At 57.7% G+C, this 19,581-nt stretch carries 20 protein-coding genes and 1 tRNA gene; 7 read left to right on the top strand and 14 right to left on the bottom strand.

The window, feature by feature from the left end; all coding sequences use genetic code 11:
- Positions 1-92 precede the first annotated feature (92 nt).
- Positions 93-287: a cold-shock protein gene (locus EPL00_RS11135; RefSeq protein WP_135852637.1), complete on the bottom strand. Its 195-nt coding sequence runs from the start codon at positions 285-287 to the stop codon at positions 93-95.
- Positions 288-580: 293 nt separating this feature from the next.
- Here EPL00_RS11135 and EPL00_RS11130 point away from each other — a divergent pair, with 293 nt between their 5' ends.
- Positions 581-1,339, top strand: a complete 759-nt coding sequence (locus EPL00_RS11130; RefSeq protein WP_135852638.1) for a GTP cyclohydrolase IIa — start codon at positions 581-583, stop codon at positions 1,337-1,339.
- Between the two features lie 168 nt (positions 1,340-1,507).
- Positions 1,508-2,296 carry a uridine kinase gene (gene udk / locus EPL00_RS11125; protein ID WP_135852639.1) on the top strand — a complete coding sequence of 263 codons (789 nt, stop codon included), beginning with the start codon at positions 1,508-1,510 and terminating at the stop codon, positions 2,294-2,296.
- A 63-nt stretch (positions 2,297-2,359) separates the two neighbouring features.
- Here udk and EPL00_RS11120 read toward each other — a convergent pair whose 3' ends face one another.
- Positions 2,360-2,680 (bottom strand): DUF5785 family protein, encoded by a 321-nt coding sequence (locus tag EPL00_RS11120; RefSeq protein ID WP_135852640.1) that lies wholly within the window; start codon positions 2,678-2,680, stop codon positions 2,360-2,362.
- Between the two features lie 562 nt (positions 2,681-3,242).
- A tRNA-Ser gene (locus EPL00_RS11115) sits at positions 3,243-3,325 on the bottom strand.
- A 135-nt stretch (positions 3,326-3,460) separates the two neighbouring features.
- Between EPL00_RS11115 and EPL00_RS11110 the strand changes: the two genes are divergently transcribed.
- Positions 3,461-4,561 (top strand): tyrosine-type recombinase/integrase, encoded by a 1,101-nt coding sequence (locus EPL00_RS11110; RefSeq protein ID WP_135852641.1) that lies wholly within the window; start codon positions 3,461-3,463, stop codon positions 4,559-4,561.
- A 109-nt stretch (positions 4,562-4,670) separates the two neighbouring features.
- On the opposite strand, the gene EPL00_RS11105 is transcribed toward EPL00_RS11110, so the two are convergent.
- Complete coding sequence (locus EPL00_RS11105) at positions 4,671-4,976, bottom strand: hypothetical protein (RefSeq protein WP_135852642.1); 306 nt, start codon at positions 4,974-4,976, stop codon at positions 4,671-4,673.
- Between the two features lie 287 nt (positions 4,977-5,263).
- The gene (locus EPL00_RS11100; RefSeq protein ID WP_135852643.1) at positions 5,264-5,662 is read right to left on the bottom strand and encodes a zinc ribbon domain-containing protein; all 399 of its coding nucleotides are present in this window, start codon (positions 5,660-5,662) and stop codon (positions 5,264-5,266) included.
- Positions 5,663-6,136: 474 nt separating this feature from the next.
- Here EPL00_RS11100 and EPL00_RS11095 point away from each other — a divergent pair, with 474 nt between their 5' ends.
- Positions 6,137-6,562: an SWIM zinc finger family protein gene (locus EPL00_RS11095; RefSeq protein WP_135852644.1), complete on the top strand. Its 426-nt coding sequence runs from the start codon at positions 6,137-6,139 to the stop codon at positions 6,560-6,562.
- A gap of 269 nt (positions 6,563-6,831) precedes the next feature.
- On the opposite strand, the gene EPL00_RS11090 is transcribed toward EPL00_RS11095, so the two are convergent.
- Both EPL00_RS11090 and EPL00_RS11085 read right to left on the bottom strand, forming a co-directional pair.
- Positions 6,832-10,680: an Eco57I restriction-modification methylase domain-containing protein gene (locus tag EPL00_RS11090; RefSeq protein ID WP_135852646.1), complete on the bottom strand. Its 3,849-nt coding sequence runs from the start codon at positions 10,678-10,680 to the stop codon at positions 6,832-6,834.
- A 160-nt stretch (positions 10,681-10,840) separates the two neighbouring features.
- Positions 10,841-11,440, bottom strand: coding sequence for a hypothetical protein (locus EPL00_RS11085; protein WP_202932602.1), 600 nt, complete (start codon positions 11,438-11,440; stop codon positions 10,841-10,843).
- 434 nt (positions 11,441-11,874) lie between these two features.
- Here EPL00_RS11085 and EPL00_RS11080 point away from each other — a divergent pair, with 434 nt between their 5' ends.
- On the top strand, positions 11,875-13,599 hold the full coding sequence (locus tag EPL00_RS11080) for a hypothetical protein (protein ID WP_135852647.1): 1,725 nt from the start codon (positions 11,875-11,877) through the stop codon (positions 13,597-13,599).
- 937 nt (positions 13,600-14,536) lie between these two features.
- Here the strand turns inward: EPL00_RS11080 and EPL00_RS11075 are convergent.
- Together EPL00_RS11075 and EPL00_RS11070 are read right to left on the bottom strand one after the other, a co-directional pair.
- Positions 14,537-15,094, bottom strand: a complete 558-nt coding sequence (locus tag EPL00_RS11075; RefSeq protein WP_135852648.1) for a hypothetical protein — start codon at positions 15,092-15,094, stop codon at positions 14,537-14,539.
- A 42-nt stretch (positions 15,095-15,136) separates the two neighbouring features.
- Positions 15,137-15,514, bottom strand: a complete 378-nt coding sequence (locus EPL00_RS11070; protein ID WP_135852649.1) for a hypothetical protein — start codon at positions 15,512-15,514, stop codon at positions 15,137-15,139.
- Positions 15,515-15,616: 102 nt separating this feature from the next.
- On the opposite strand from EPL00_RS11070, the gene EPL00_RS11065 reads away from it, so the two are divergent.
- Positions 15,617-16,537 (top strand): hypothetical protein, encoded by a 921-nt coding sequence (locus EPL00_RS11065; protein WP_135852650.1) that lies wholly within the window; start codon positions 15,617-15,619, stop codon positions 16,535-16,537.
- Positions 16,538-16,539: 2 nt separating this feature from the next.
- Here the strand turns inward: EPL00_RS11065 and EPL00_RS11060 are convergent, their stop codons facing one another.
- The 4 genes from EPL00_RS11060 to EPL00_RS11050 all read right to left on the bottom strand — a co-directional run bounded on the left by EPL00_RS11060 (position 16,540) and on the right by EPL00_RS11050 (position 18,556).
- Positions 16,540-16,953 carry a TRAM domain-containing protein gene (locus EPL00_RS11060; protein ID WP_135852651.1) on the bottom strand — a complete coding sequence of 138 codons (414 nt, stop codon included), beginning with the start codon at positions 16,951-16,953 and terminating at the stop codon, positions 16,540-16,542.
- A gap of 56 nt (positions 16,954-17,009) precedes the next feature.
- The gene (locus EPL00_RS23795; RefSeq protein WP_238398176.1) at positions 17,010-17,162 is read right to left on the bottom strand and encodes a phage terminase large subunit family protein; all 153 of its coding nucleotides are present in this window, start codon (positions 17,160-17,162) and stop codon (positions 17,010-17,012) included.
- A 34-nt stretch (positions 17,163-17,196) separates the two neighbouring features.
- Positions 17,197-17,343: a hypothetical protein gene (locus EPL00_RS11055; protein ID WP_162224199.1), complete on the bottom strand. Its 147-nt coding sequence runs from the start codon at positions 17,341-17,343 to the stop codon at positions 17,197-17,199.
- A gap of 436 nt (positions 17,344-17,779) precedes the next feature.
- Positions 17,780-18,556 carry a TIGR04282 family arsenosugar biosynthesis glycosyltransferase gene (locus tag EPL00_RS11050; protein WP_135852652.1) on the bottom strand — a complete coding sequence of 259 codons (777 nt, stop codon included), beginning with the start codon at positions 18,554-18,556 and terminating at the stop codon, positions 17,780-17,782.
- Between the two features lie 61 nt (positions 18,557-18,617).
- On the opposite strand from EPL00_RS11050, the gene EPL00_RS11045 reads away from it, so the two are divergent.
- A complete protein-coding gene (locus EPL00_RS11045; RefSeq protein WP_135852653.1) occupies positions 18,618-18,821 on the top strand; it encodes a hypothetical protein in 204 nt (67 codons plus the stop codon).
- A gap of 1 nt (position 18,822) precedes the next feature.
- Here the strand turns inward: EPL00_RS11045 and EPL00_RS11040 are convergent, their stop codons facing one another.
- On the bottom strand, positions 18,823-19,455 hold the full coding sequence (locus EPL00_RS11040; protein WP_135852654.1) for a uracil-DNA glycosylase: 633 nt from the start codon (positions 19,453-19,455) through the stop codon (positions 18,823-18,825).
- Positions 19,456-19,581 lie beyond the last annotated feature (126 nt).

Genomic DNA, 19,581 nt, shown 5'->3' with positions numbered 1-19,581 from the left:
TACCGAGTCCGCGCAGAACAGTCGGGACTCCTCGGGAGTAGTTCACAGAGAAAGTCGCGAGTCGTACCGCCGTCAAGCGGACAACTGCGTATTTAAAGTCGCGTCAGATTCGTCGCGCGCGGGCCCTTCTCGGCCTGCTCGATTTCGAACTCTACGTCAGTGCCTTCTTCGAGGTCCGGGCCGCCGATATCTTCCATGTGGAAGAAAACGTCCTCGTCCGCGTCCTCGGTGTCGATGAAGCCGTAACCGCCTGTGTCGTTGAAGAAATCAACGGTTCCTTCTGCCATAGCAATTCTACGAATGTCCGCCTCACGGATAAGTATTGTGAGATTCGCCTACGAAATGGCCAAAAATCTGGCCGTATATTTTCCGCTTTCGTACTTTCTTCGCGAGAGGCCGACCGTACAGTCACTTCGGCAGCGATTCGAGTCGGATTCGTCTTCTCTCGGTAGTATTCTGTCCGTATCGACAATTGCCACGAGCCAGATTCCGAACTCGGACCGCTCGTTGTTCTCAGTTCTGGAAACGCTACCAGAATTAGGACAGCTTATAAGCAAGCGTCACGAACGAACTGCCAACAGTGACGAACGCGCAGGTCACCCTGATCCAGATCGACAACTACGGACCGTGGACCGTAACGCCCGAACCGCGCCGGGAAGTGGACCTTCAGACCCTGCAATCGCGGCTGTACGCCGACCTCGCGCAACTGGTCGGCAACCGCGAGGGGTACGTCTTCTTCACTCGGTTCGACAACATGATCGCCGTGACGAACGGGATGGACGAAGCCGACCACGCGCTCGTGCAGGAGTCGGTGGCCAACCGCTACCCCGTGACCGTCAGTTTCGGCGTCGGCGTGGACCCGAGTCCCGTCGCGGCACTCTCCGCGGCGACCGAACACATCCAAGACGCCGGGAGCGCCCAAGCGGCCGACCGCACCGAAATCCTCCGAGGAGCGACCTTGGACCCGGACGAGCGCACGGACGACGACGTGCAGATAGCGCACTTCGACGTGAACGACGCCACCGGGAAGTACACCGACCAGATGAACGCCTTCGACTCGTTCATCCACATCGAGCAGGGCTACGCCGAGTTGATGCGGTACTTCCGGCGCGCCCACGAGGGACTGTCGTTCTTCGTCGGCGGGGACAACGTCATCGCGCTCTCGCCGGACCTCGACGCGGCGGCCTACGAAGACGCCATCCGACACGTCGAGGAGACCGTCGAAGTCGAACTCAAGGTCGGCGTCGGGCAGGCCGCGAACGCCCAGCACGCCGGAATGGCGGCCAAGCACGCGCTCGAAGACTGCCGGGACGACGGCGACCGCGTGGTCATCGACTAGCGCGACCCGGAGACCCCGAGGATTCTTTTCGAGGTGTGGACCGCTATCGACACGACGGGCCACCGCGACCGCACCCGCGGGACGGTTCTCCCGCGAACATTTCCCGCAGAGTGAACGAAAAATCCGATTCCGAGGGATTCAAACCCCAGTCCCTTCTCCAACACACCAATGACTATCCCGTCGTTCGTCGTCGGCATCGCGGGGGGTACCGGGGCCGGAAAGACGACGGTCGCCCGCGAGATTACCGAGGAGGCCGCCGACGCCGTCACGCGCATCCCGATGGACAACTACTACGAGGACCTGAGCCACATGGACTACGACGAGCGCACGGAGGTCAACTACGACCACCCCTCGGCGTTCGAGTGGGAACTCCTGCGCGAACACATGGACGCGCTGCTGTCGGGCCAGTCCATCGAGATGCCCCAGTACGACTTCGAGATACACAACCGCAAGGACGAGACCGTCACGGTCGAACCGACCGATGTCATCGTCTTGGAGGGCATCTTCGCGCTCCACGACGAGGAGCTAAACGAAATGCTCGACATCCGCGTCTACGTCGAGACCGACGCCGACGTGCGCATCCTCCGGCGCATCGAGCGCGACGTGGTGGACCGGGGCCGGGACTTGGAGGGCGTCATCGACCAGTACCTCTCGACGGTCAAGCCGATGCACGAGCAGTTCGTCGCGCCGACCAAGAAGCGCGCCGACCTCATCATCCCCGAGGGTGCCAACGCCGTCGCGGTGAACTTACTGGAGGAGAAAGTCCGCGCGGAGACCTACACCGACTCGGGGTCGGCGTGGACGCTCGGCGACGAGGGCGTCGAGCGCGAGGAGTCCGAACGCCTCACGGTGACGAACGCGGGCGAGACCGACCGCGAGTCCCGAGCGACCGACGGTCGAACGACGACCGACGACGACGCGGACTCCGAGAAGTGGAACAGCGAGCGCGTCGAGTAACGAGAGCGCGTCGCATACCGAGAGCGCGGCGTCGAAAACGTAAGTGTTCGACTGTTGACGGACTCAGGCGCTCTTCTTCTCGGGCGACTCGCCCTCGGGGTGGTAGTCCCAGAACCCGCCGCGGCGCATCCCGGCACCGACCGCCTTGTGGAACTCCACGATGGAGTCGAAGGTCTCGCCCTCGACGTGTTCGAAGATGTCCTCGACGCTGACGACCCGCTGGTAGTTGATGCGAATCGGCTCGTCGGCGTGTTCCTCGACGAACTCCGCCTTCGAGAGCGGGAAGTCCTCGTCCTCGTCGAGTTTCTTGGCGAGAATCGCCATGCCGTACTTGCGTCCGCCTTCGCTTCCCTCCTCGCCGTCGGGGTCGTGGGGCCAGTCCATGTCCGAACCGTTGGGTGGGTAGAGGAAAAGGATTTCTCTCTCGCGCAGGTGATTTCGGGTCGTCTTTCGTGGTTCTCCTCGGCTTCGAGTCTGTCGGAGACGCGTCGGTGCAGTACGTCGAAGAATATCGGTGACCAGTGAACCGGCTATTCACTGGACTGGAATACGGAACTTCAAGCTGAGCTAGCTGCAGGCTTGAGCCACGGAGTCACCGCGACCGTACAGCACCGCACCGCGGCCGCAGGCCTCACACCTCCCCACCCGATTGCGTTGCTCACTCCGTTGCGCTACTCATCCCTCGCGCGGATGGGCACGGCGCACGGGAGCGCCGCGCCCGCGCGCCAGAGTTCAAACATGTCGAGAACGTCGCTATCGAGTACCGTCTTCGTCAGAATACGGTGGGATTGGGATTTGAACCACGCCGAGACGGTCCGGGCATGTGGCCCTCCGGGCCATTCCGGGAGTGCGACTCGTCTATTTCAAATCTCAATCCGAGACCGAATTAGGCACTCACGGGTGGCGAACACACGAGGTGTTCGCCGTGTTGTGAGCGCCAAAAATACGGTGGGATTGGGATTTGAACCCAAGAGGCTTGACGCCACCTGCTTTCAAGGCAGGCGCAATAGGCCGCTCTGCCATCCCACCGCGGAGTCTGTGGTCGTCCCCGTCACGTCATGCGATTTCAGCGTCTTCGAGGCCGAAACCAATGAAACTGACCTGTTCCACTGTTCCTCGATTGAATCGCCCCGAAACCGCTGAAATCGCCGTCATACAGGGACTATGAGTACGAACAAACCCGAGAAAGTTGAAGGTATCGTTCTTATTCCCGGCCCGTCACGCGATTACCTCAATGAGCGCCAACGGGTCGCCTACGAGAGCCATCGCAGGAAGTTACTGAAGTGGCTCGCGCGACAGGGGAAGAACCCGGACGCGCTCGAAGGCTACGCCCACCACACCGCGCAGAACTACGCTGGCATTATCGACAGGTTCCTGCGGGGGTTGTGGGAGCAAGACGGGTACACGATTGATGTGAGCCACGAAGACGCCGAGGAATACCTTCGGTCGTTGCTCTTGGCCGACGACGAGTATTCACGCACTCACTTGCACAACACGAAACTGGCCCTGCTTGCCTACTTCCGATTCCAAGGTGACGAGTGGGAGCCGGACATATCCATCAGTTCGTCGTCGGGTGTCTCACAACCCCGAGACTTCCTCTCGGACGACGAGCGAACCGCGCTTCGTGAGGCCGCGCTTGAATACGGGACTGTCCCGGCGTATGCCGCGCTCGAACCCGAGGAACGAACGAAGTGGAAGCGGTTCCTCGCCCGTCGGTATGGGAAACCCACATCCGAAGTGTCACGCGATGATTGGGAGCGTGCGAACGGCTTCAAGTATCCGAGTATCATCCACACCGCGCTCGACGCGGGCCTTCGACCTATCGAGGTAGGTCGCGCCCGAACTTATTGGGTAGACGTAGAGAACGCCACCCTCCGTATTCCCGAGGCGGAGTCCTCGAAGAACGAGGATAATTGGACAGTGAGCCTACGCCGGGAGACGACTGAATACCTCGCCCGCTGGCTCGAAGAACGTGGGATGTACGAGAAGTACGAGGACACCGACCGTCTTTGGCTCACGCGACACTCGAATCCCTACAGTGCGTCGTCGCTCCGGTATGTCCTCGACGCTGTGTGTGACCTCGCGGATATTGAGCGCGACGTAAGTTGGTACGCCATTCGGCACTCGACCGGGACCTACATGGCGCGTGAAGAGGGCCTTGCCGCCGCGCAGTCGCAACTCCGCCATCGGAGTATTGGAACGACCGCCAAGTATGACCAAGCGCCAGTTGAAGACCGCCGGGACGCCCTCGACAGAATGGGGTGATAACGAAATTGGACGCTACGCGTTGTTCGGTGGCGATAGCGTTGTTTCGCATTTCCAGCACTCCGGGTCGTACTCTCCCCCTGCGGTCCCACAGAACGGACACTGCGCTTCAAAACTCACGAGAACCACCATCCTTCTTCGGGAACACGTCTGCGATACCGTTGCGGTAGTTTCGGTCGCCTCTCTTCAGCCCGAGTGAAAGCGCTCTCCGCACTGTGCGGTCGAACCTATCCACATCCACCAGAATCTCGTCCTCGCAGGACAGAACCATTCCCTTCTGATTCTCTGGTACCTTGCACTTGTATCCGCAGGACGGGCAGGTGGCACGCTGACTGTTTCCGCTGTAGGGCCACATATAGCCGCCACGGGGGCATTTCACGACCGTATCACCGGGCTTCGAGTATTCAGGTATCATACATCCACCAGCAGAACTGGCGGACGTATAAATCATTAGCCGAGGTAATGAAAATATCGAATAAAATCGGCGTAGTGTACCGAATTACGATAGACAGAGCAATGAAAAACTCCTATTTGTTCGGTCGAAATTGGATTATGTGGGTTCCGTAGAATCGGGAGTTCTGTTCATTGACCACCCACCGAACAGTCAGCAATACGGGTTGTTGTGTACGACTTGAACGTAGATTCGTGAAAGGAGGTTAATCCCTCGTAGCCGAAGAAGTCAAACGCGCAACGGAGCGGATGTTATTTCCACTCTTTGTTTGCTACACCACGAGCCTCTTTTTTCCGTAGTTTCTGTGCTTTGCGGTAGAACAACACGGCGGCGGGGATCCCGATAATCGTAATGGCGAACAGTCCGGTTAGTACCGAGTACAGCACCCGTGACCCGGTGAATGACGCGTCGTACCCACAGTGAGGACAGCGGCCTACATCGGCGTGTTCAAGTTCACTATGGCACTCGTAACATTTAGCGTGGACGGGGTTGTCGTTGGCCTTCCGCTTGTGGGCTTCAACCCGTTCAGACACCCCCAGTGCTTCATCTGCGTCCTCTGCCATCATGCCGAATAACTTCTTCAACGCACCCCATCTTCCGTGTTCTTCAACCATTTCATCTTCATCCAATTCGTCGTACTTGTTCCCCATTGTCCAGATATAATGATAATATGGTGGAAAAGATTTTGTGTATATTTCAACACGAAAGTCAACTCGAATGTAACCGTTTGGGAACCCCTCGACTCAGCCAACAGAGGCTCTGACGACGAGGACTGGCCCCCATTCATTCCCTAAGCCGGAAAGAGAACACTCCTACCACAACTTTCGACGGTAGTAGATAGGCCAGTGAGCCGTGAGAGCGGCGTCAGCAGGGCCTTGAGTGCGTTCGTCGCGGAGCGAGTGGTTATTACCGTCGTTTTTTGACGTGCGCTCTGCGGCTCTGTGCGGCTGTGTGAAAGAGAACAATTCTTGTAGCGCATTTTATTTTATAGAATTATAACTACCAAGTATTATAGTACCACGGAACCAATAATCAACAGAGGGCGACCGCTTCTCGGGCTTGATTCGCGTCGAAAAGCCCGCCTGCTGGTACAGGCGAGCGGTGGCCTTCGGGAGTCGAAAGCCATGTCCAAATCAGCATTAGAAGTACTTGAGTCCGACGAACAGGTAGAGAAACGAGCGCAGTGGGAGGCCTTCGAGTTCACCGTTGTCGGTGACGGCGACGTAGAAGTAGTCAACGACTCCCACGCGGACGCCGACGACCACACGTACACTGTCCACGTCGAGGACAGTATCCCGTCGGATTGTACGTGTCCTGCGTGGGAGTACCAGCCCGGCGCGTGTAAGCATATGGTGGCCGTCGGTATTCGAGAGCCAGTCCTCGAAGCGGCCAGCGGGGAACAGCCTGTCCGTGCTGACGGTGGTGTCACCCTCGAAGAGTTCGCTACCAAGGACACCGACGAACACGATTGCTGGTGCGACGACCACGACTTCCCGTGTTTCGACTGCTACAACGACGGTCGCCGTGACCTGCCGGGTGAAGACGAATGACCCGACCGTCTCCGGCGGCGGCGCTGAACGGCGTACAGGTGGGCCACATATGCGACCGGTGTAATAGGGGTATCAGGACGGGCGATAAGGCTGTAGTCTACGCGACCTACTACGACGCCGATGGATGGGTCGTCCGGCGCGTGATGTGTGACTGCGGAAGTCGTACTATCGGACTGCCGACCGACGGGGCTGACGAAGCACTCGTTGAAGCCGTGTATTGGCGGTCGCGGCTGGTTGGTGTCAAGACCGTTGACCGGAGTCGGCCCTGATTAGGACGACGATTCAGCCAACTCGTCGTACTTGTCCAAGACCGTCTCGAAATACGCCTCGTCCATGATACGGGGACTCTGAACCCGGTGGAAGTCCTCAAGCACGAACTCGGCTTGGTCGCGGTCAAGGCCGTAGGCGTGGAACGCGGCGGCGTCGAGTTCAGCCTGAACTTCCCGACGTTCGTCCATGTCGGTCGCCGGTTCGATACCACCGAGCCGGTCGCGCATTTCCTCGAACTCGTCGCCGTAGCAGTTCAACCGAGCGGCACGCTTCCAGATGTAGTCGAACCACTCGTCACCAGCCGTCAGGCGGGGTGCCTGCGACTCTTTCAGTTTGTAGAAGACGACAGTCGAGTCGATTTTCGTTCGCATAAGGAAGTCGAACGGCAGGCTGTTAAGCAACCCGACGGCGACGAACAGTTCTTCGTCCGAATAGACCCGTTCGTAGGCACCATGTAGAGTTGGTTCCTCAAGGTCGTCCTCTTCAGGTTCGATTCGGTACGGGCGAAGCGTCGGGGCTTTGTCGTGGCACACTACTCCCTTCGGTAGCACCGAGGCAATCATCGTGCGCTCGTCGCTGGCACGGGCAATGTCACGGTATGAGATACGATATTCCGTGCAATCAAGCAGTACGTCGTCCTCTGACAGTGGTTCGCCCCGTCGCTCTTCCAGCAGTTCATTGACGAACCCGACTTGCGAACCGGACCCATCGAAGGCGTCGTATATCCCGCGTTTGAGTTTCGGCAGGCTCTTCTCCCGAATCCGCTTTTTGGCGCTCAACTCGGGGTCTTCGTCCTCTGGTACGCCCCAAAACTTCGGCCCTTCCAAGTCGTCCAAGAACGACGGGTCGTACATGAACTGGTAGATGTTGCTTCCGCCGAGAACCGGGTACTCTCCCTCGTCTTCCGATTCAACGAAGCGGTCCACATCATTCCCCCTGTCAAGTTCCCGATATGGCTCAACATACCATCTCTCTCCGACCCGTTCAGAGATTGACGGGTGCTGAAGAATCTGATTTAGGATACCGACTTCCTGTTGCGAATCTACGTATGGGAAGATAGCCGCTTCAGGCGAATAGTCACGAAGCACACGACGGGGGATAGAGAGGGCGCTCTCTTCGAGTTGTTGTAAGACTCCCACGTCGTGTTGTTGGAAGATTCCACGCAGTTCGTCAGTGGCCCCACGGTTCTCGAAGACGAGGGTACCGAAGTTGTAGCGGTTGTCAATTTCGGGGAAGATACCCTTGTTCTCGAAGGTCACGAGCGATTGAATCTCGGCTTCATCGAGAAGGTGTAGCCGCAGGTCTTTCGTGGAAGAGCCATTGAAGATTGCCCCCGGAAGAACTTGGGCAACGTAACCATCGTCACGGGCAATCTGAAAGACTCGTTCGAGGAAGAGGGCGGACAGGTCATTTTCTGTAGCCGAGGTTCGACCGGCTACCTTTGGACGCTGAAGTTCATACTCTTCGGAATTATTGAAGTAGTCCGCTTGAATCTCGACTTGGCGCTTGTACTCTTCCCACCCTTCCGCAATATCGGAGTCTTCCAGCAGTTCCTCTTGACGCTCTTGTTTTGCTTCGGGTAGCAGAGTTCGGAAATCGGAATCGAACCGGGTGAAATAGTCGTCGCGCTGTGGCGTGATACGGTCCCACGGCGGATTCCCCACAACCACGTCGAACCCACCATCTGCGTAGACTTCAGCGAACTCAAGCACCCAGTTGAACGGTTGCATTTCCGCGACCGTCTCCTGATTCAGCCCTTCGATACCGGCCTCAACGAAGTCTGCGTGAATATCGCTAATCAGGTCCTCGCGTGCTTCGCGTAGTTTCTCGAACGCTTTCTGCCGGTGGTCTTCGGCAACGTCAGTGTCCACCGCTTGCTCGTGCTTCTCGATTTCGTCTATGATACCCTGATAACGGTCCCGAACGCTGTCTTCGGTGAAACTCCCGAGCGTGTATTCGCCGTCGTCAGTCGTCTCGGGGAAACCAGTGTACCCGATTAGGCTGTTGCCTTCACGCAGGTTGAAGACGATGTTCGGTAGGGCGAGTTCGTCGTCGTCAAGGTCGTCCACTACGTCTTCGTCCAACTCCGATATGATGGACAACCACAGCCGGAGTTTGCCGATTTCGACGGCTGGTCCCATCAGGTCCACACCGTAGATATTGTTCAGAACCGTTGTCTTCTTCAGCCGATATTCCTGCGGGTAGTTCTCGTTCTGCGCGTACAGCGCCTTGCGGACGTTGACGATTTCTTCGAGAACCGACGTGAGGAAGTGTCCACTCCCACAGGCAGGGTCCACGACGCGGAACTCGTCTACCTCTGCGAGAAGGGCGCTAATCAGCCCCCAATTCCCCGGCAGGTCCTCAATGAGCGAGTACACCGAATCGTAGTTCTCGACTTCCGGCTCGGGCCAGTCACGCTCTTCGACCAGCACGCGACCGAAGCGGTCCAGTAGTGCCGGACGAACTGTCTCTTCGGCGCAGAAGCGCGTAATCTCGCTCGGCGTGTAGTAGGCCCCAAGTTCCTTGTTCGTATCCGCGTTGTCGCTGGTGATGTAGTTCACCGTCTTCTCGAAGACGTTACCGAGAACACTCGGGTCAAGGTCGGTCGGTGAGCCGCCCGCCGAGAAACTGTATCGTTCCAGCAGGTCGATAATAGACTTCAGCACCGAGTTCCGCACGTCGAAGTCCTCTTCATCGAACTCGTCCCCACCGAGCGACGGACGGAACAGCCCACCGTTCAGGTACGGAATGTCCTCGAACACCTCAATGTCTTGGACCGTCGGCGGTCGCTGGTCGGGCTTCTCGTTCATCACGTCGTAGAACAGCGGCTTGATGAAATCGTCGTAGAGCGACCCAGTGTGCATACCGTCTTCGTAGGCGTCCGTGAGTGTTTGTAGCAGGTCGGGGTGAACGATTGCCTTGTCTTCAAGGAACTTGATGAACACGAGCCGATTCATCAATTCGACGGCGAACAGTCGGGCGTCGTCCTCGGTCGCGCCGTCGGGTTTGACAACGCCGTCGCCAATCAGCGAGCGCGGCGTCTCTTCATCCTCGTCCACGATACCGAAGACGTAGCGAATGTAGTCGTCGTAGAACTCGTCAGTGATTTCCTCTTGAGTTCGCTTGATTACCTGCCGGGCCTCGACGGCGATGGAAACGAAGTTCTCGAACTCGAAGGTGCGGAGAAGATTGGCGACACGTTCGCGGTCGGCGTCGAAGACGGCTTCTTCGACAGATTCCCGCGCCCCGACTTGATTCTCGAAGAGCGCGAGGAAGACGGGCTGAAGGTCCACCTCTTCGATTACGTTGTGACTGTACGAATCGGGGTCGTACCGGACGAACGCCCACCGAAGCCCGTCGGTAGCGAACCCGAAATCAGACTCAAACTCACGTTGGCTCAACCAGTCCCGAACCTGCCCGATACCGTGTTCACGGGAGTCAAGGTCCTTGTTGATGGGTTCGGCTTCGATAAGGAGCCGGGTCGAATCCGTGTCGAAGTCGCGCAGGGAGACAGTGTAGTCCGCGACCATCGTCCGACCACCGGACAAGCCGCCAGCCTCGGTATCGAAGGAATGACCCAACTCCGAAAGCAGTGGTTCGATAACCGCCTGCTGTGTGAAGGGTTCGGGCTGAAGCCCGTCGCGGGTCATGCCGCCCCGAAGCCGATAGGACCCGGCGTCAGCCCGTAGGATGTTTTCGAGGGTATCGTCGTCTATCTGTTCGCGGAGTCGGGATACAGCGTTGTCTATGGCTTCGAGAAGCCGCTTCTCGTCGTCGGCTTCGACGGTCGTCTCGAAGGCTTCCTGAACGAACTCAGTTTGCGAGGTAGATGTAGTGGCAGGTGGCATATGACGTACACCGAAGGGATGTTTCAACCCAACCAAGCAAATCGGGTTAAAGATTTGGAACAAGTGGCGAACGCTGAATTACTACACGTCGGTCAACGAGGAAAGCGAGATTATCGAAACATACCTGCCCTGTTCAGGCCCGACTGGTAGGTCGCTCTATTTATTGGCCTGAACCGACGGGGGTACGCAACCTCTTCTGTATCTGCCGGAGTTCCCGCTTCTGGTCGTACTCGAAATCCGGTTGGTCAGTCGAGTTGAACGGCACACCGTCGTTCCGGTAGGCGTCCGATGGGGGTTCTTCGAGTGCGAAGTCGCCGGATTCGACAGCGGCCACGAACTCCCACGGAGCGTAATACGTCCACGGCCCTTCCTCTTCCAAGTCGCTCACATCCGCGTCGTCAACGACGACAAACCGGAAGTCCTCGTCGGGGAACGCTTCTTGATACACGTCCTGAATCAGTCGAAGACCGTCCCGGCGGCGTGGCTTGATGTGGTTCTCGAACTCCGAGTTTTCGTACTCGTACTCGTCCCCTTCGAGTTCTTCCCACAGCCGCTCGGCTTCTCGAATCCCCGGAATCTTCGCCTCGGTGCGTAAATGCTGGTTGCCCGTTGCGAAAACCGGAATTTCGAGTTCGTGCGCGTACCATTGGACGTACCCTATCGGCACCGCTCGGTGTTCCGGGTGCGGGTTGACCGAAAGGGTGTCGTCACGGTCGAAGCACAACACGACCCGAGTCGTCGTATCTACAGCGTTGCTCACTGGCGGGCCACCTCTATGTCATATTATCGGCAAGAAATATCAAAAGGATTCCGGCGGCCCCACTTGACACCGACGCGAGGTTGTCGAACCTATCTGCGTGTTTCCTCTCTCGGCTAGTCGGTCAATTCAGAGAGTGTTCTGATACCCCTATCGAGAGTCCGATACTCGCTATTATCCCTACCAGCGCGAAATTCTACACGCGAGCGTGAAGCCTTGAGGTACGCCTGTGCGACAGTTTTAATGTACGGAGAAGGAAGGTGAACCAACCACACGAAACGCACCGCTAATCAGTTAGTTGCGAGGAAGAGGGAAGGGCGACCTTGGCGGGCTGGCCCGTTCCCCTGTCGTGGACGTGAACGACAATGCAAAGTACGAACGCTGTCAGTAAGAATCCACCGTATCGGCCACCCACCTTGTCTGACGTTCGACACCGCGTGGAACAAGCAATCAGAGGAATCTACAACGGACACGGGAATGTGTTACTCGAAGCACTGCCCGTCTCGGGGAAGTCCTATTCGTCCCTGAACGTTGCCAGTGAGACAGAAACGCTGTTACTCTATCTTGCGTCCCGAGACTACCTAAAGAGGGACGCTGAAGAGTTGTGCGACCAGTTCGGACTCACTCATAAGTGTATCCCGACCCCGCACAAACACTGTCCTGCGTTCGATAAGAGCGACCAAGACCACTACGACTGGCGGGCTGTGAAGGCATACGAGAACGGCGTCGGCGGTCAGGAAATCCATGACCGACTTGACGATATACGGTGCGGCGAGGACTGTAGGTATCTTGACTTGCTTGATTTCGACCCGTCAGCACCCGACGTTCTGATTGGCGACCCGAGCCATGCCTACCGGGACGAGTACCTGAAGGGGCGCTTCGCCGTCAAAGACGAATTTTCGGTGAGTGAGTTTGAAACCGAGTTCGAGAACCCGGAACAGGTCGTTGACCGCTTCCTTCAGAATGTCACCCTACGCTACGACAGTTATCAGGACGTGCTGAACGCACAGTCCGACAGCGACAGGTACGCCGACGCCCTCGATTGGTTCCGAGAACACGGCCTCTATCAGGACACCAACAACGTTCTCAAATCTCCGAACGAAGAGTACCACGCGCTCGCCCCGACTTTGACGTTCGTGCTACTGGCAGGGCATGAGTTGGGGAACGGGTGGGAACGGCTACCCGTCTCGGATTGGGCTGACTTGCATGGTATCGACGCCTCGGGTATCAACTCGAACGCCATCTGCGTGCGCGACCGAGACGAAGATACGATGTACCTTCTCAATCCACCGAACTTCGAGATTGCTGACGGCTTCCTCGGATTGGACGGCACTCCGACGCCCGCGATGTGGCGAATAGCGACCGGCCTTGACCTTACGCACTGTGACGTTCTCGAAGACCACGAGAAGCGAAAGTACGTCTCGGACGTGCTGAACCACACCATCATTCGGACGAATGACGACCTGAAACCCTACCAGAACGACGCAGACGGGCGTATCACGGCTCCGAAAGATACCCAAATCGCGCATTGGATACACCGGAGAGAAGGCGAGAACCCCGGCTTAATCACGAGCAAGAAGGCGATTGACAACGTGTACCCGGAGTCCAACGACGGGGAGTTGTTCGACTACGTTGGTACCCCTCGGAACTTCAGCAACGTCTTGAGTTACCAAGGCTTCAAGAACAAGCACCTCGGGTTCGTCTCCGGCTCTCGGCACTACGGCGACCCATACATCAAGAAGTGGGGGGCGTATGCGGGTGAGACGGTCGTGTCAAACGGTAGGCGCGGGACAGCGAAGAGTTACGGCGAGTTCGGCAACAAGATTCACCGACATATGAGGCGGCAGACGCTTCAGGACGTGCTTCGGTTCGGACGAGATACCAAACCTACGACGGTCTACGTGAACACGGCGGCGCTTCCCGATTGGGTGCCGAGTAAAGCGGCACACCTCGTTCTGTTCAGCGAAGACGCCCGAGAGGTAGCCGAGTATCTTCAGGACGAAGGGGGCGCAGGTGGTACAGTGAACGAAATCGCTACCGAAACGAGTGTCCGGAAACGAAGCGCCCGAAAGAAGACCGAAGCACTCGCAGAAAACGGATTCGTGACCAAGTACGACGACCTTCCCGACGCGGCGGCGTATGTGTGGAACGACGCAGAATAACTCACAGTGATACCCATATCAGAATATATTATAGCGTCCGAACAGCCCTACTCATAGTTGTTATTAGAGGGTGCGTTCGACCCTGTTAATAGAAGTCGGTGTGGGGATTACCGAGAGTTATTTGACGGTAGCGACTCTCGGATTAAGGTGTCGGAGTCCCCTTCAGGGTTTGTGAGCGACGTATCCCGTGTCATTCCTAAATGGGGGATGGGGAGAGGGTGGATTGGTCATTTTTGGTTCGTCGGCTATCGCGGTATCCTTCACTCGAAACCCACCCGTAGAACAGGGCATTTCTACCCCTCTACGGCCCGCTAAGTCTTTCTAAGGCAGAATTAGCAGAAAGTAGCGGCCTGCTACGGGCCACAGGGGCCGTCTCTCTGGTGGGGCCAGTCCGACTCGTCCACTTTCCTACACACTCGCACAGCAGGTACAGGTACCGCACGAACGCTCTACAGAGGGGGCCAGTGGGGTACCCCGTAGGAGCGGGTGGGCTGGTAGGGGTGCGAGAGGGCGGGTGGCTGGCCCGGTAGAGGACGGGGTTCCGGGTCGGTCGGGCCGGGAGAGCCGGGGGTAGGGTGGGGTTCGAGCGGTGTCGAAAAGTCTGAACGGCTCCGGCTCTGACTCTGACAGTCATTTTCAGAGGGGGTGAATCGGCAGTAGTTTCATGCGCTCGTGAAGCCCGATAGCGGCTCATACGGACCGCATAGTCGTCGTGAGCGTCGTCCTCGTCGGTGTGGGCCACACGGCAGAGTCGTAATTCGAGGGCGAGAGCGATGGACTGCGAGCCGAGAATAGGTTGGCGAGGGTCGTCTGAACAAGGCGGTTGTGGCGGCGTCGTTGGGGCATGGCTCTTTAGTATTCTTATGTTGTCAGCGTGGGCGACTCGCTCTTTACCTTGCCCGAACGGTGGTGAATCGAGTTATTCGGCGGGATGTGATTAGCGATAATCGGCGTCAGAAAACTGGTCGGCATATCCTTTATCATATTCAACCAGCGCACCACGAACTTCCTCCGAGTTGAAGTGGGGATGTGCTTCCCAAACAAGGAGTACGTCGTCTACTTCTTTTTCATCTTCTTCCTCGGCTCGGCTTTTCGCACACTTCAACAGGTCTTCAGCCGTTCCTCGGACATGGATTGTTTCATCGAATTGCTCATTCCACTGGTCGTACTTCCACTCCGTATCCGGAGCGTAAACGGATAGGATATTGTGTTTCTGGTTTACATCTAACCGTGACATTTCGTCCATAGCCGAGAGGCCCAAGTACTTGAGCGGGTTTGGGGTCTGTCCAATGAAAATATCAGTGGTGAATCGACCTATTTGGTCGGCTTCCCTCTGTACTTGAACTGTTTCATCAGGAAATTCAGCGTCTCCGCGAGTACTAATCAGACCATCTGCTTCGCCTGTCTCAACCTCGTGAACACCTTCCATTTCGTCTTGTTTGTAAACCGGGATATTGACGTAGATTCTAACACTGCTGTCAGGTGTCTCGGACATACGCCACGAATAACATACTACCGTGTTGAAATTACTGGTTTGCTACTGACTCGTCACACCTCGTCCGAGTTCGTCCAATCGGCCATAGGTCACGTCGTCGGAGTCTTCATTGGTCAGGCCGTATTGAGAGAGGTACTTTCGCACCGTCACGGGGCTACAGTCGAACCCGTCGCGGGCCGCTATCTCGTCCGCTGACAGGCCTTCTTCGACGTACAGACGCCTTAGGGTTTCCTCATGACGCCACGGTCGGAGTACCCCCAAGCGCTCGGCGTGAACCGTCACGCGGCTCTTTGAGACACCGAGTTCGTAGGCGATAGTTCGAGAGGACAGCCCGCGTTCGTGGTAGCACTTCCACAGAAACTCGCGGTCACGGTGTGGTTTTTCGTCGGGGATATCGTCTTCGGAGAGCCTGAAGGCCATGTACATAACTACGTGATTCGTGCGAGTAATTGATTCGATAATCTCTCAAACGCCAGTACATTCAATATTCAGACCTACGGTATTCCTTTTGACCCGATTGAAATGAGTCTCAACAAAACCACTATTGAACGGCTGTCGTTCAATAAATACCTCGTCAGGATGGGTGAAGAACAGGCACAGGAACCACAGCCAATGGCGGCAACGGCTATTTTATCGTTTCACGACGCAGTTGAGTTGTTTCTACAACACGCCGCTGAGTACCTGAACTCACACCGTGCCGGAAAGAGCCATGTGAACTTCATGGAATATTGGGAAATCATTGGTAACGAACTTCCGGATGAACAAGAACTCGGGCAGAAACCAGCAATGCGTCGTTTGAATGATTCGAGAGTGAACCTAAAACATCAAGGTACAAGGCCCAATTCAGCAGATATTCAGTCTTTTAGCGTGGCTGTTCGAGATTTCTTCGAAGAGAACACTCCGAAGGTATTTGGAATTGAGTACACCGATATTTCAATGGTATCTTTGGTCGAATACGACAGTACAAGAGAGACACTACAGCAGGCAAAAGAGTATCTTGCAGATGGACAGAGGAAAGAAGCAATAAAGGAACTCGCTATCGCCTACGATAACCTATTCTTTGAATACAATCAACGAATGCAAGAAGAGTTTGGATACCAACCATTTTCTATCGATGATTCTGTTGGAATCTCGCCTTCAAGCAGAGATATGCGCGAGTTCGGTAGAGATATGGAAAAGTTTGTTGAGAGAGTGAATAGTTCGATAGACGCCATCGAAGACGCGATTCAGGTTCTTAGTCTTGGAATAGATTACAGACGGTATTCAAAGTTCGATTCGCTAACTCCGCGAGTTCTACGTAGCATTGGTGGCGGTGTTGATGTTCCGGACCTGCCAGACGAGGTGGAAATTACTGAAGATGATGTTGAGTTCTGCCTTGATTTTGTGATTGAAACAGCCATCGAACTACAGAAAATGGATGTTACTGAGGAACTCGAACGCTGATACTATTCGTAGTAACTCATGCGCTCGATAACTTCCGCGAAGGCGACGTTCTCACGAACATCAGTAATCTCGACGGTAACGCGCTCGCCCTGTTCGGTGTCGGGAACAATGACGACGAAACCACGCTCGACCCGAGTGATACCGTCGCCTTGGTCACCTATATCCTCGATTTCAACCGTTCGCTCTTCACCTTCCTCAACCGGTGGCTTCGGTGGGCCACGCTCGCGCTCTGATTCAGTGTACGTGTCGCTGGTGTCGTCAGTCGCAGGTGACGGCAGAACGGCCACACGGTACGTCTCGCCCGCCTGAAGGTCGCCAAGGCGAATCTCTTGCTCGGGGACTTCAACGACAAACGACTCGTCTTGCTCTTCGACAGTGGCAGAGAACAGACAGCGCAGTTGGTCGGAAATTTCCATCAGTGAGGTCTTGGACGAGGTAGCACAGGGAGAACACTTGGTTCTGCTGTCTCCGACTACTCCGGCGCTACAACATCCTCACAAGATGGACACTCCGCCCAAACGCCCTCGGTACCGTCGGCCCGTTCGTACTCGACAAGGAGCCACGCAGAGGGAATAGGCTCGCCGCAGTCCGGACAGCGACCGAGTGACGATTCGTCGGGGGTCATGGGTCGGTGGGCGTCGTCGGGCTACTCGTCCGGGTCAGAATCCCCGAAGGCGAACCTGTGCTTCAGCGAGATTACGACGCTGTTCATCGGTCATTCCGTCTTCCTCTTCTTCCTCGGCAATCTCGTAGACACCATCCATATCTTCGGGAATACGGAGAGGTGGGTTCTGGTCGTGGCTCATGCCTATCTGTTGGTAGCACGCCGACAATTATCCTTCGGCGTTGGACACGCTGGTTGCCAGTGTCTCGGAATCTGAAGGGCGTCACGGTGGACGCAGGTCACGCCAGCGGAAGTTCTCTACGTGGCCGTCTTCGAGTGCAATAGCAACGGACGGCGACGGGATTTGGTGGCTATTCAGTCCAAACCTATGGACACATATAAACCAGACCGGCAATCCACCCCTAAATTACGCTTACCGAGTTAAAGATAGGAACAACATAGGTCAGACTTATGAACCTATAATTTTATAAGTGCGAATCAACTATACACAAGGTAGAAGGCGCTTATCGGGTGATTTCACGGGGCCACAGGAATCCGTGAGGATACCTGCTTTCAAGGCAGGCGCAATAGGCCGCTCTGCCATCCCACCGCGCAGTCCTAAATTTCGCCTCGCCCGTCTAAGAACTGTCGGTCTGCGTTCGGGTCAACTCGGGGCCAGCGTCGCCCTCCTCGACGCGCAGGCCCCACTCCCGGAGGAGGCCCGCGGTGTGTCCCGGCACGATGCGCTCGGCCGTGACGCGGGCGTTGAGTTCCGGCACCAGCGAGACGAGGTCCGCGCCCGTGGCCACGCTGGTCGCGGTCGGCAGGAACCCGACCTCGTGGCCCGCGTCCGCGGCGCGCCGGGTCAGCGTTTCGATGGCTGGCGTGGCGTAGGCCTCCTCGAAGTCCACGGTCTCGGTGAAGCCCGCGAAGTGGACCCGGCCGCGCTCGCTCGGGCCGAGGACGACCTCGTTGCGCCGGAGCTTCATCGCGGCGCTGTCGATTTCCTTGCGCGTGAGCATCGGCGCGGTCCCCGGCACGACCGCGACCGACTGGGCGTCCTCCTCGCCGAGCAGGTGCGAGACGGTGTTTCCGGCGCGCGCCGAGAACGTCGAACCGACCTGCACCTCGAAGCGGGCCTCGTCGGGGTCTTCGAGCGCGTCGGCCGCGAGCGCGCGGACCTCGGCTTCGGCGCTCTCCTCGCCCGCGTCGGCGAACTCGTCTGGCAGGGTCTCGTCGTCGCGGTAGTTGACCAGCAGTTCGCCGCCGCTGCGCTCGGCCGCGCGCATCGTGTCTTTCACCATTGCGGCGTAGAGGTCGGCCGCCTCCTCGTCGGAGACCGGCGAGGAGTCGGCGAGGTTCGGCAGTACCAGTCCCGGTCGCGGCGGGTCGGCGAAGACGGCGATGACGGTCATACCTCCCTCTCGGTGGGCGCGACCCTTGAAGCTTTTAATCCGCGCCACCCTTCGTTCGCGTATGAACTGGTCGAGACTCCTCGGCGCGCTGGCGGTCGCGACGGTCGCGTTCGTCGCGGTCGGCGCGCTCGTCGGACTGGTCGGTGTAGTTCTCGGAAGCATCCCGGCGCTCGCGGTCGTCGCCCTCCTCGTCGTCGCGGTCGCCGCGGCGAGTCGCTTCGGGTCGTCGCCGAATCGCGAGCTGTCGAACCCCTACTGGGGGTAGCTCAGCGGCTTCGCCGCCCCTTCGTCTGGCGGTAGTCGCGGTCCATCAGCGACTCGAAGTGGTCTATGAACTCCTCGCGCTCGCTTTCGGCGAGGTCGAGCGGGTCGGCCATCGGGACGATTTCGAAGCCCCGGCCGCGAATCGTCGTCGCGTGGTCCGCAGTTACGTCGAACTCCTCGGCGGGCGTCGTGGTGTACTCGGTCGCTATCTCGGTCAAGGCACGCCCGCCGACCGGCACGAGGATTTCGGGGTTTATCATCCGAATCTCGGCGTTGAGATAGGGTTCGCAGGTCCGAATCTCGTCGTCGGTCGGCGGACGCTCGGGGTCTCGACACCGCGCCAGATACGTCAGAAAGGCGTTTTCGAGTTCCGGCTCGTCGTCGCTCGGCAGGGAGTTGTTGAGACCGAGGAGGCCGAGGAGGTGCTGAAGCTCCTCGCCCCGCTCGTCGCCCGTGAAGGGGACGCCCGTCCGGTCGGCACCCCGGCCGGGGACCTCACCGACGAACAGGAAGTCCGCGCCCACGTCGCCGTACCCGTGAACGACCTGCTCGCGGGTCGCACAGAGGGCCGGGCAGTTCTCGCAGTCGGCGTCCATCCCGAACGGGTTCGCCGGAGTCTGCTGGTTCGCGTCCATCGTCGGTATCGAGGAGCGCGCGAGATAAAAACCGGTCGGAGCGAAGCCGACCGGGCGGAGCGACGGACTGGTCGGAACAGGTCGGAGGTACAAATCGAACTGGGCGGAGAGTCCGGCTACGGCGAA

It is taken from the genome of Halorussus salinus (assembly GCF_004765815.2).
GTDB classification, from domain to species: Archaea; Halobacteriota; Halobacteria; order Halobacteriales; family Haladaptataceae; genus Halorussus; species Halorussus salinus.
This window is presented reverse-complemented; position numbering and strand designations above follow the sequence as displayed.

Bases quoted from the DNA above. Each gene is read 5' to 3' on its own strand.
- EPL00_RS11065 (WP_135852650.1), top strand. From the start codon at position 15,617: ATGAGTCTCAACAAAACCACTATTGAACGGCTGTCGTTCAATAAATAC.
- EPL00_RS11120 (WP_135852640.1), bottom strand. From the start codon at position 2,680: ATGGACTGGCCCCACGACCCCGACGGCGAGGAGGGAAGCGAAGGCGGA.
- EPL00_RS23795 (WP_238398176.1), bottom strand. From the start codon at position 17,162: ATGACCCCCGACGAATCGTCACTCGGTCGCTGTCCGGACTGCGGCGAG.
- EPL00_RS11075 (WP_135852648.1), bottom strand. From the start codon at position 15,094: ATGTCCGAGACACCTGACAGCAGTGTTAGAATCTACGTCAATATCCCG.
- udk (WP_135852639.1), top strand. From the start codon at position 1,508: ATGACTATCCCGTCGTTCGTCGTCGGCATCGCGGGGGGTACCGGGGCC.
- EPL00_RS11040 (WP_135852654.1), bottom strand. From the start codon at position 19,455: ATGGACGCGAACCAGCAGACTCCGGCGAACCCGTTCGGGATGGACGCC.
- EPL00_RS11055 (WP_162224199.1), bottom strand. From the start codon at position 17,343: ATGAGCCACGACCAGAACCCACCTCTCCGTATTCCCGAAGATATGGAT.
- EPL00_RS11135 (WP_135852637.1), bottom strand. From the start codon at position 287: ATGGCAGAAGGAACCGTTGATTTCTTCAACGACACAGGCGGTTACGGC.
- EPL00_RS11090 (WP_135852646.1), bottom strand. From the start codon at position 10,680: ATGCCACCTGCCACTACATCTACCTCGCAAACTGAGTTCGTTCAGGAA.
- EPL00_RS11110 (WP_135852641.1), top strand. From the start codon at position 3,461: ATGAGTACGAACAAACCCGAGAAAGTTGAAGGTATCGTTCTTATTCCC.
- EPL00_RS11070 (WP_135852649.1), bottom strand. From the start codon at position 15,514: ATGGCCTTCAGGCTCTCCGAAGACGATATCCCCGACGAAAAACCACAC.
- EPL00_RS11100 (WP_135852643.1), bottom strand. From the start codon at position 5,662: ATGGGGAACAAGTACGACGAATTGGATGAAGATGAAATGGTTGAAGAA.
- EPL00_RS11095 (WP_135852644.1), top strand. From the start codon at position 6,137: ATGTCCAAATCAGCATTAGAAGTACTTGAGTCCGACGAACAGGTAGAG.
- EPL00_RS11045 (WP_135852653.1), top strand. From the start codon at position 18,618: ATGAACTGGTCGAGACTCCTCGGCGCGCTGGCGGTCGCGACGGTCGCG.
- EPL00_RS11060 (WP_135852651.1), bottom strand. From the start codon at position 16,953: ATGGAAATTTCCGACCAACTGCGCTGTCTGTTCTCTGCCACTGTCGAA.
- EPL00_RS11105 (WP_135852642.1), bottom strand. From the start codon at position 4,976: ATGATACCTGAATACTCGAAGCCCGGTGATACGGTCGTGAAATGCCCC.
- EPL00_RS11050 (WP_135852652.1), bottom strand. From the start codon at position 18,556: ATGACCGTCATCGCCGTCTTCGCCGACCCGCCGCGACCGGGACTGGTA.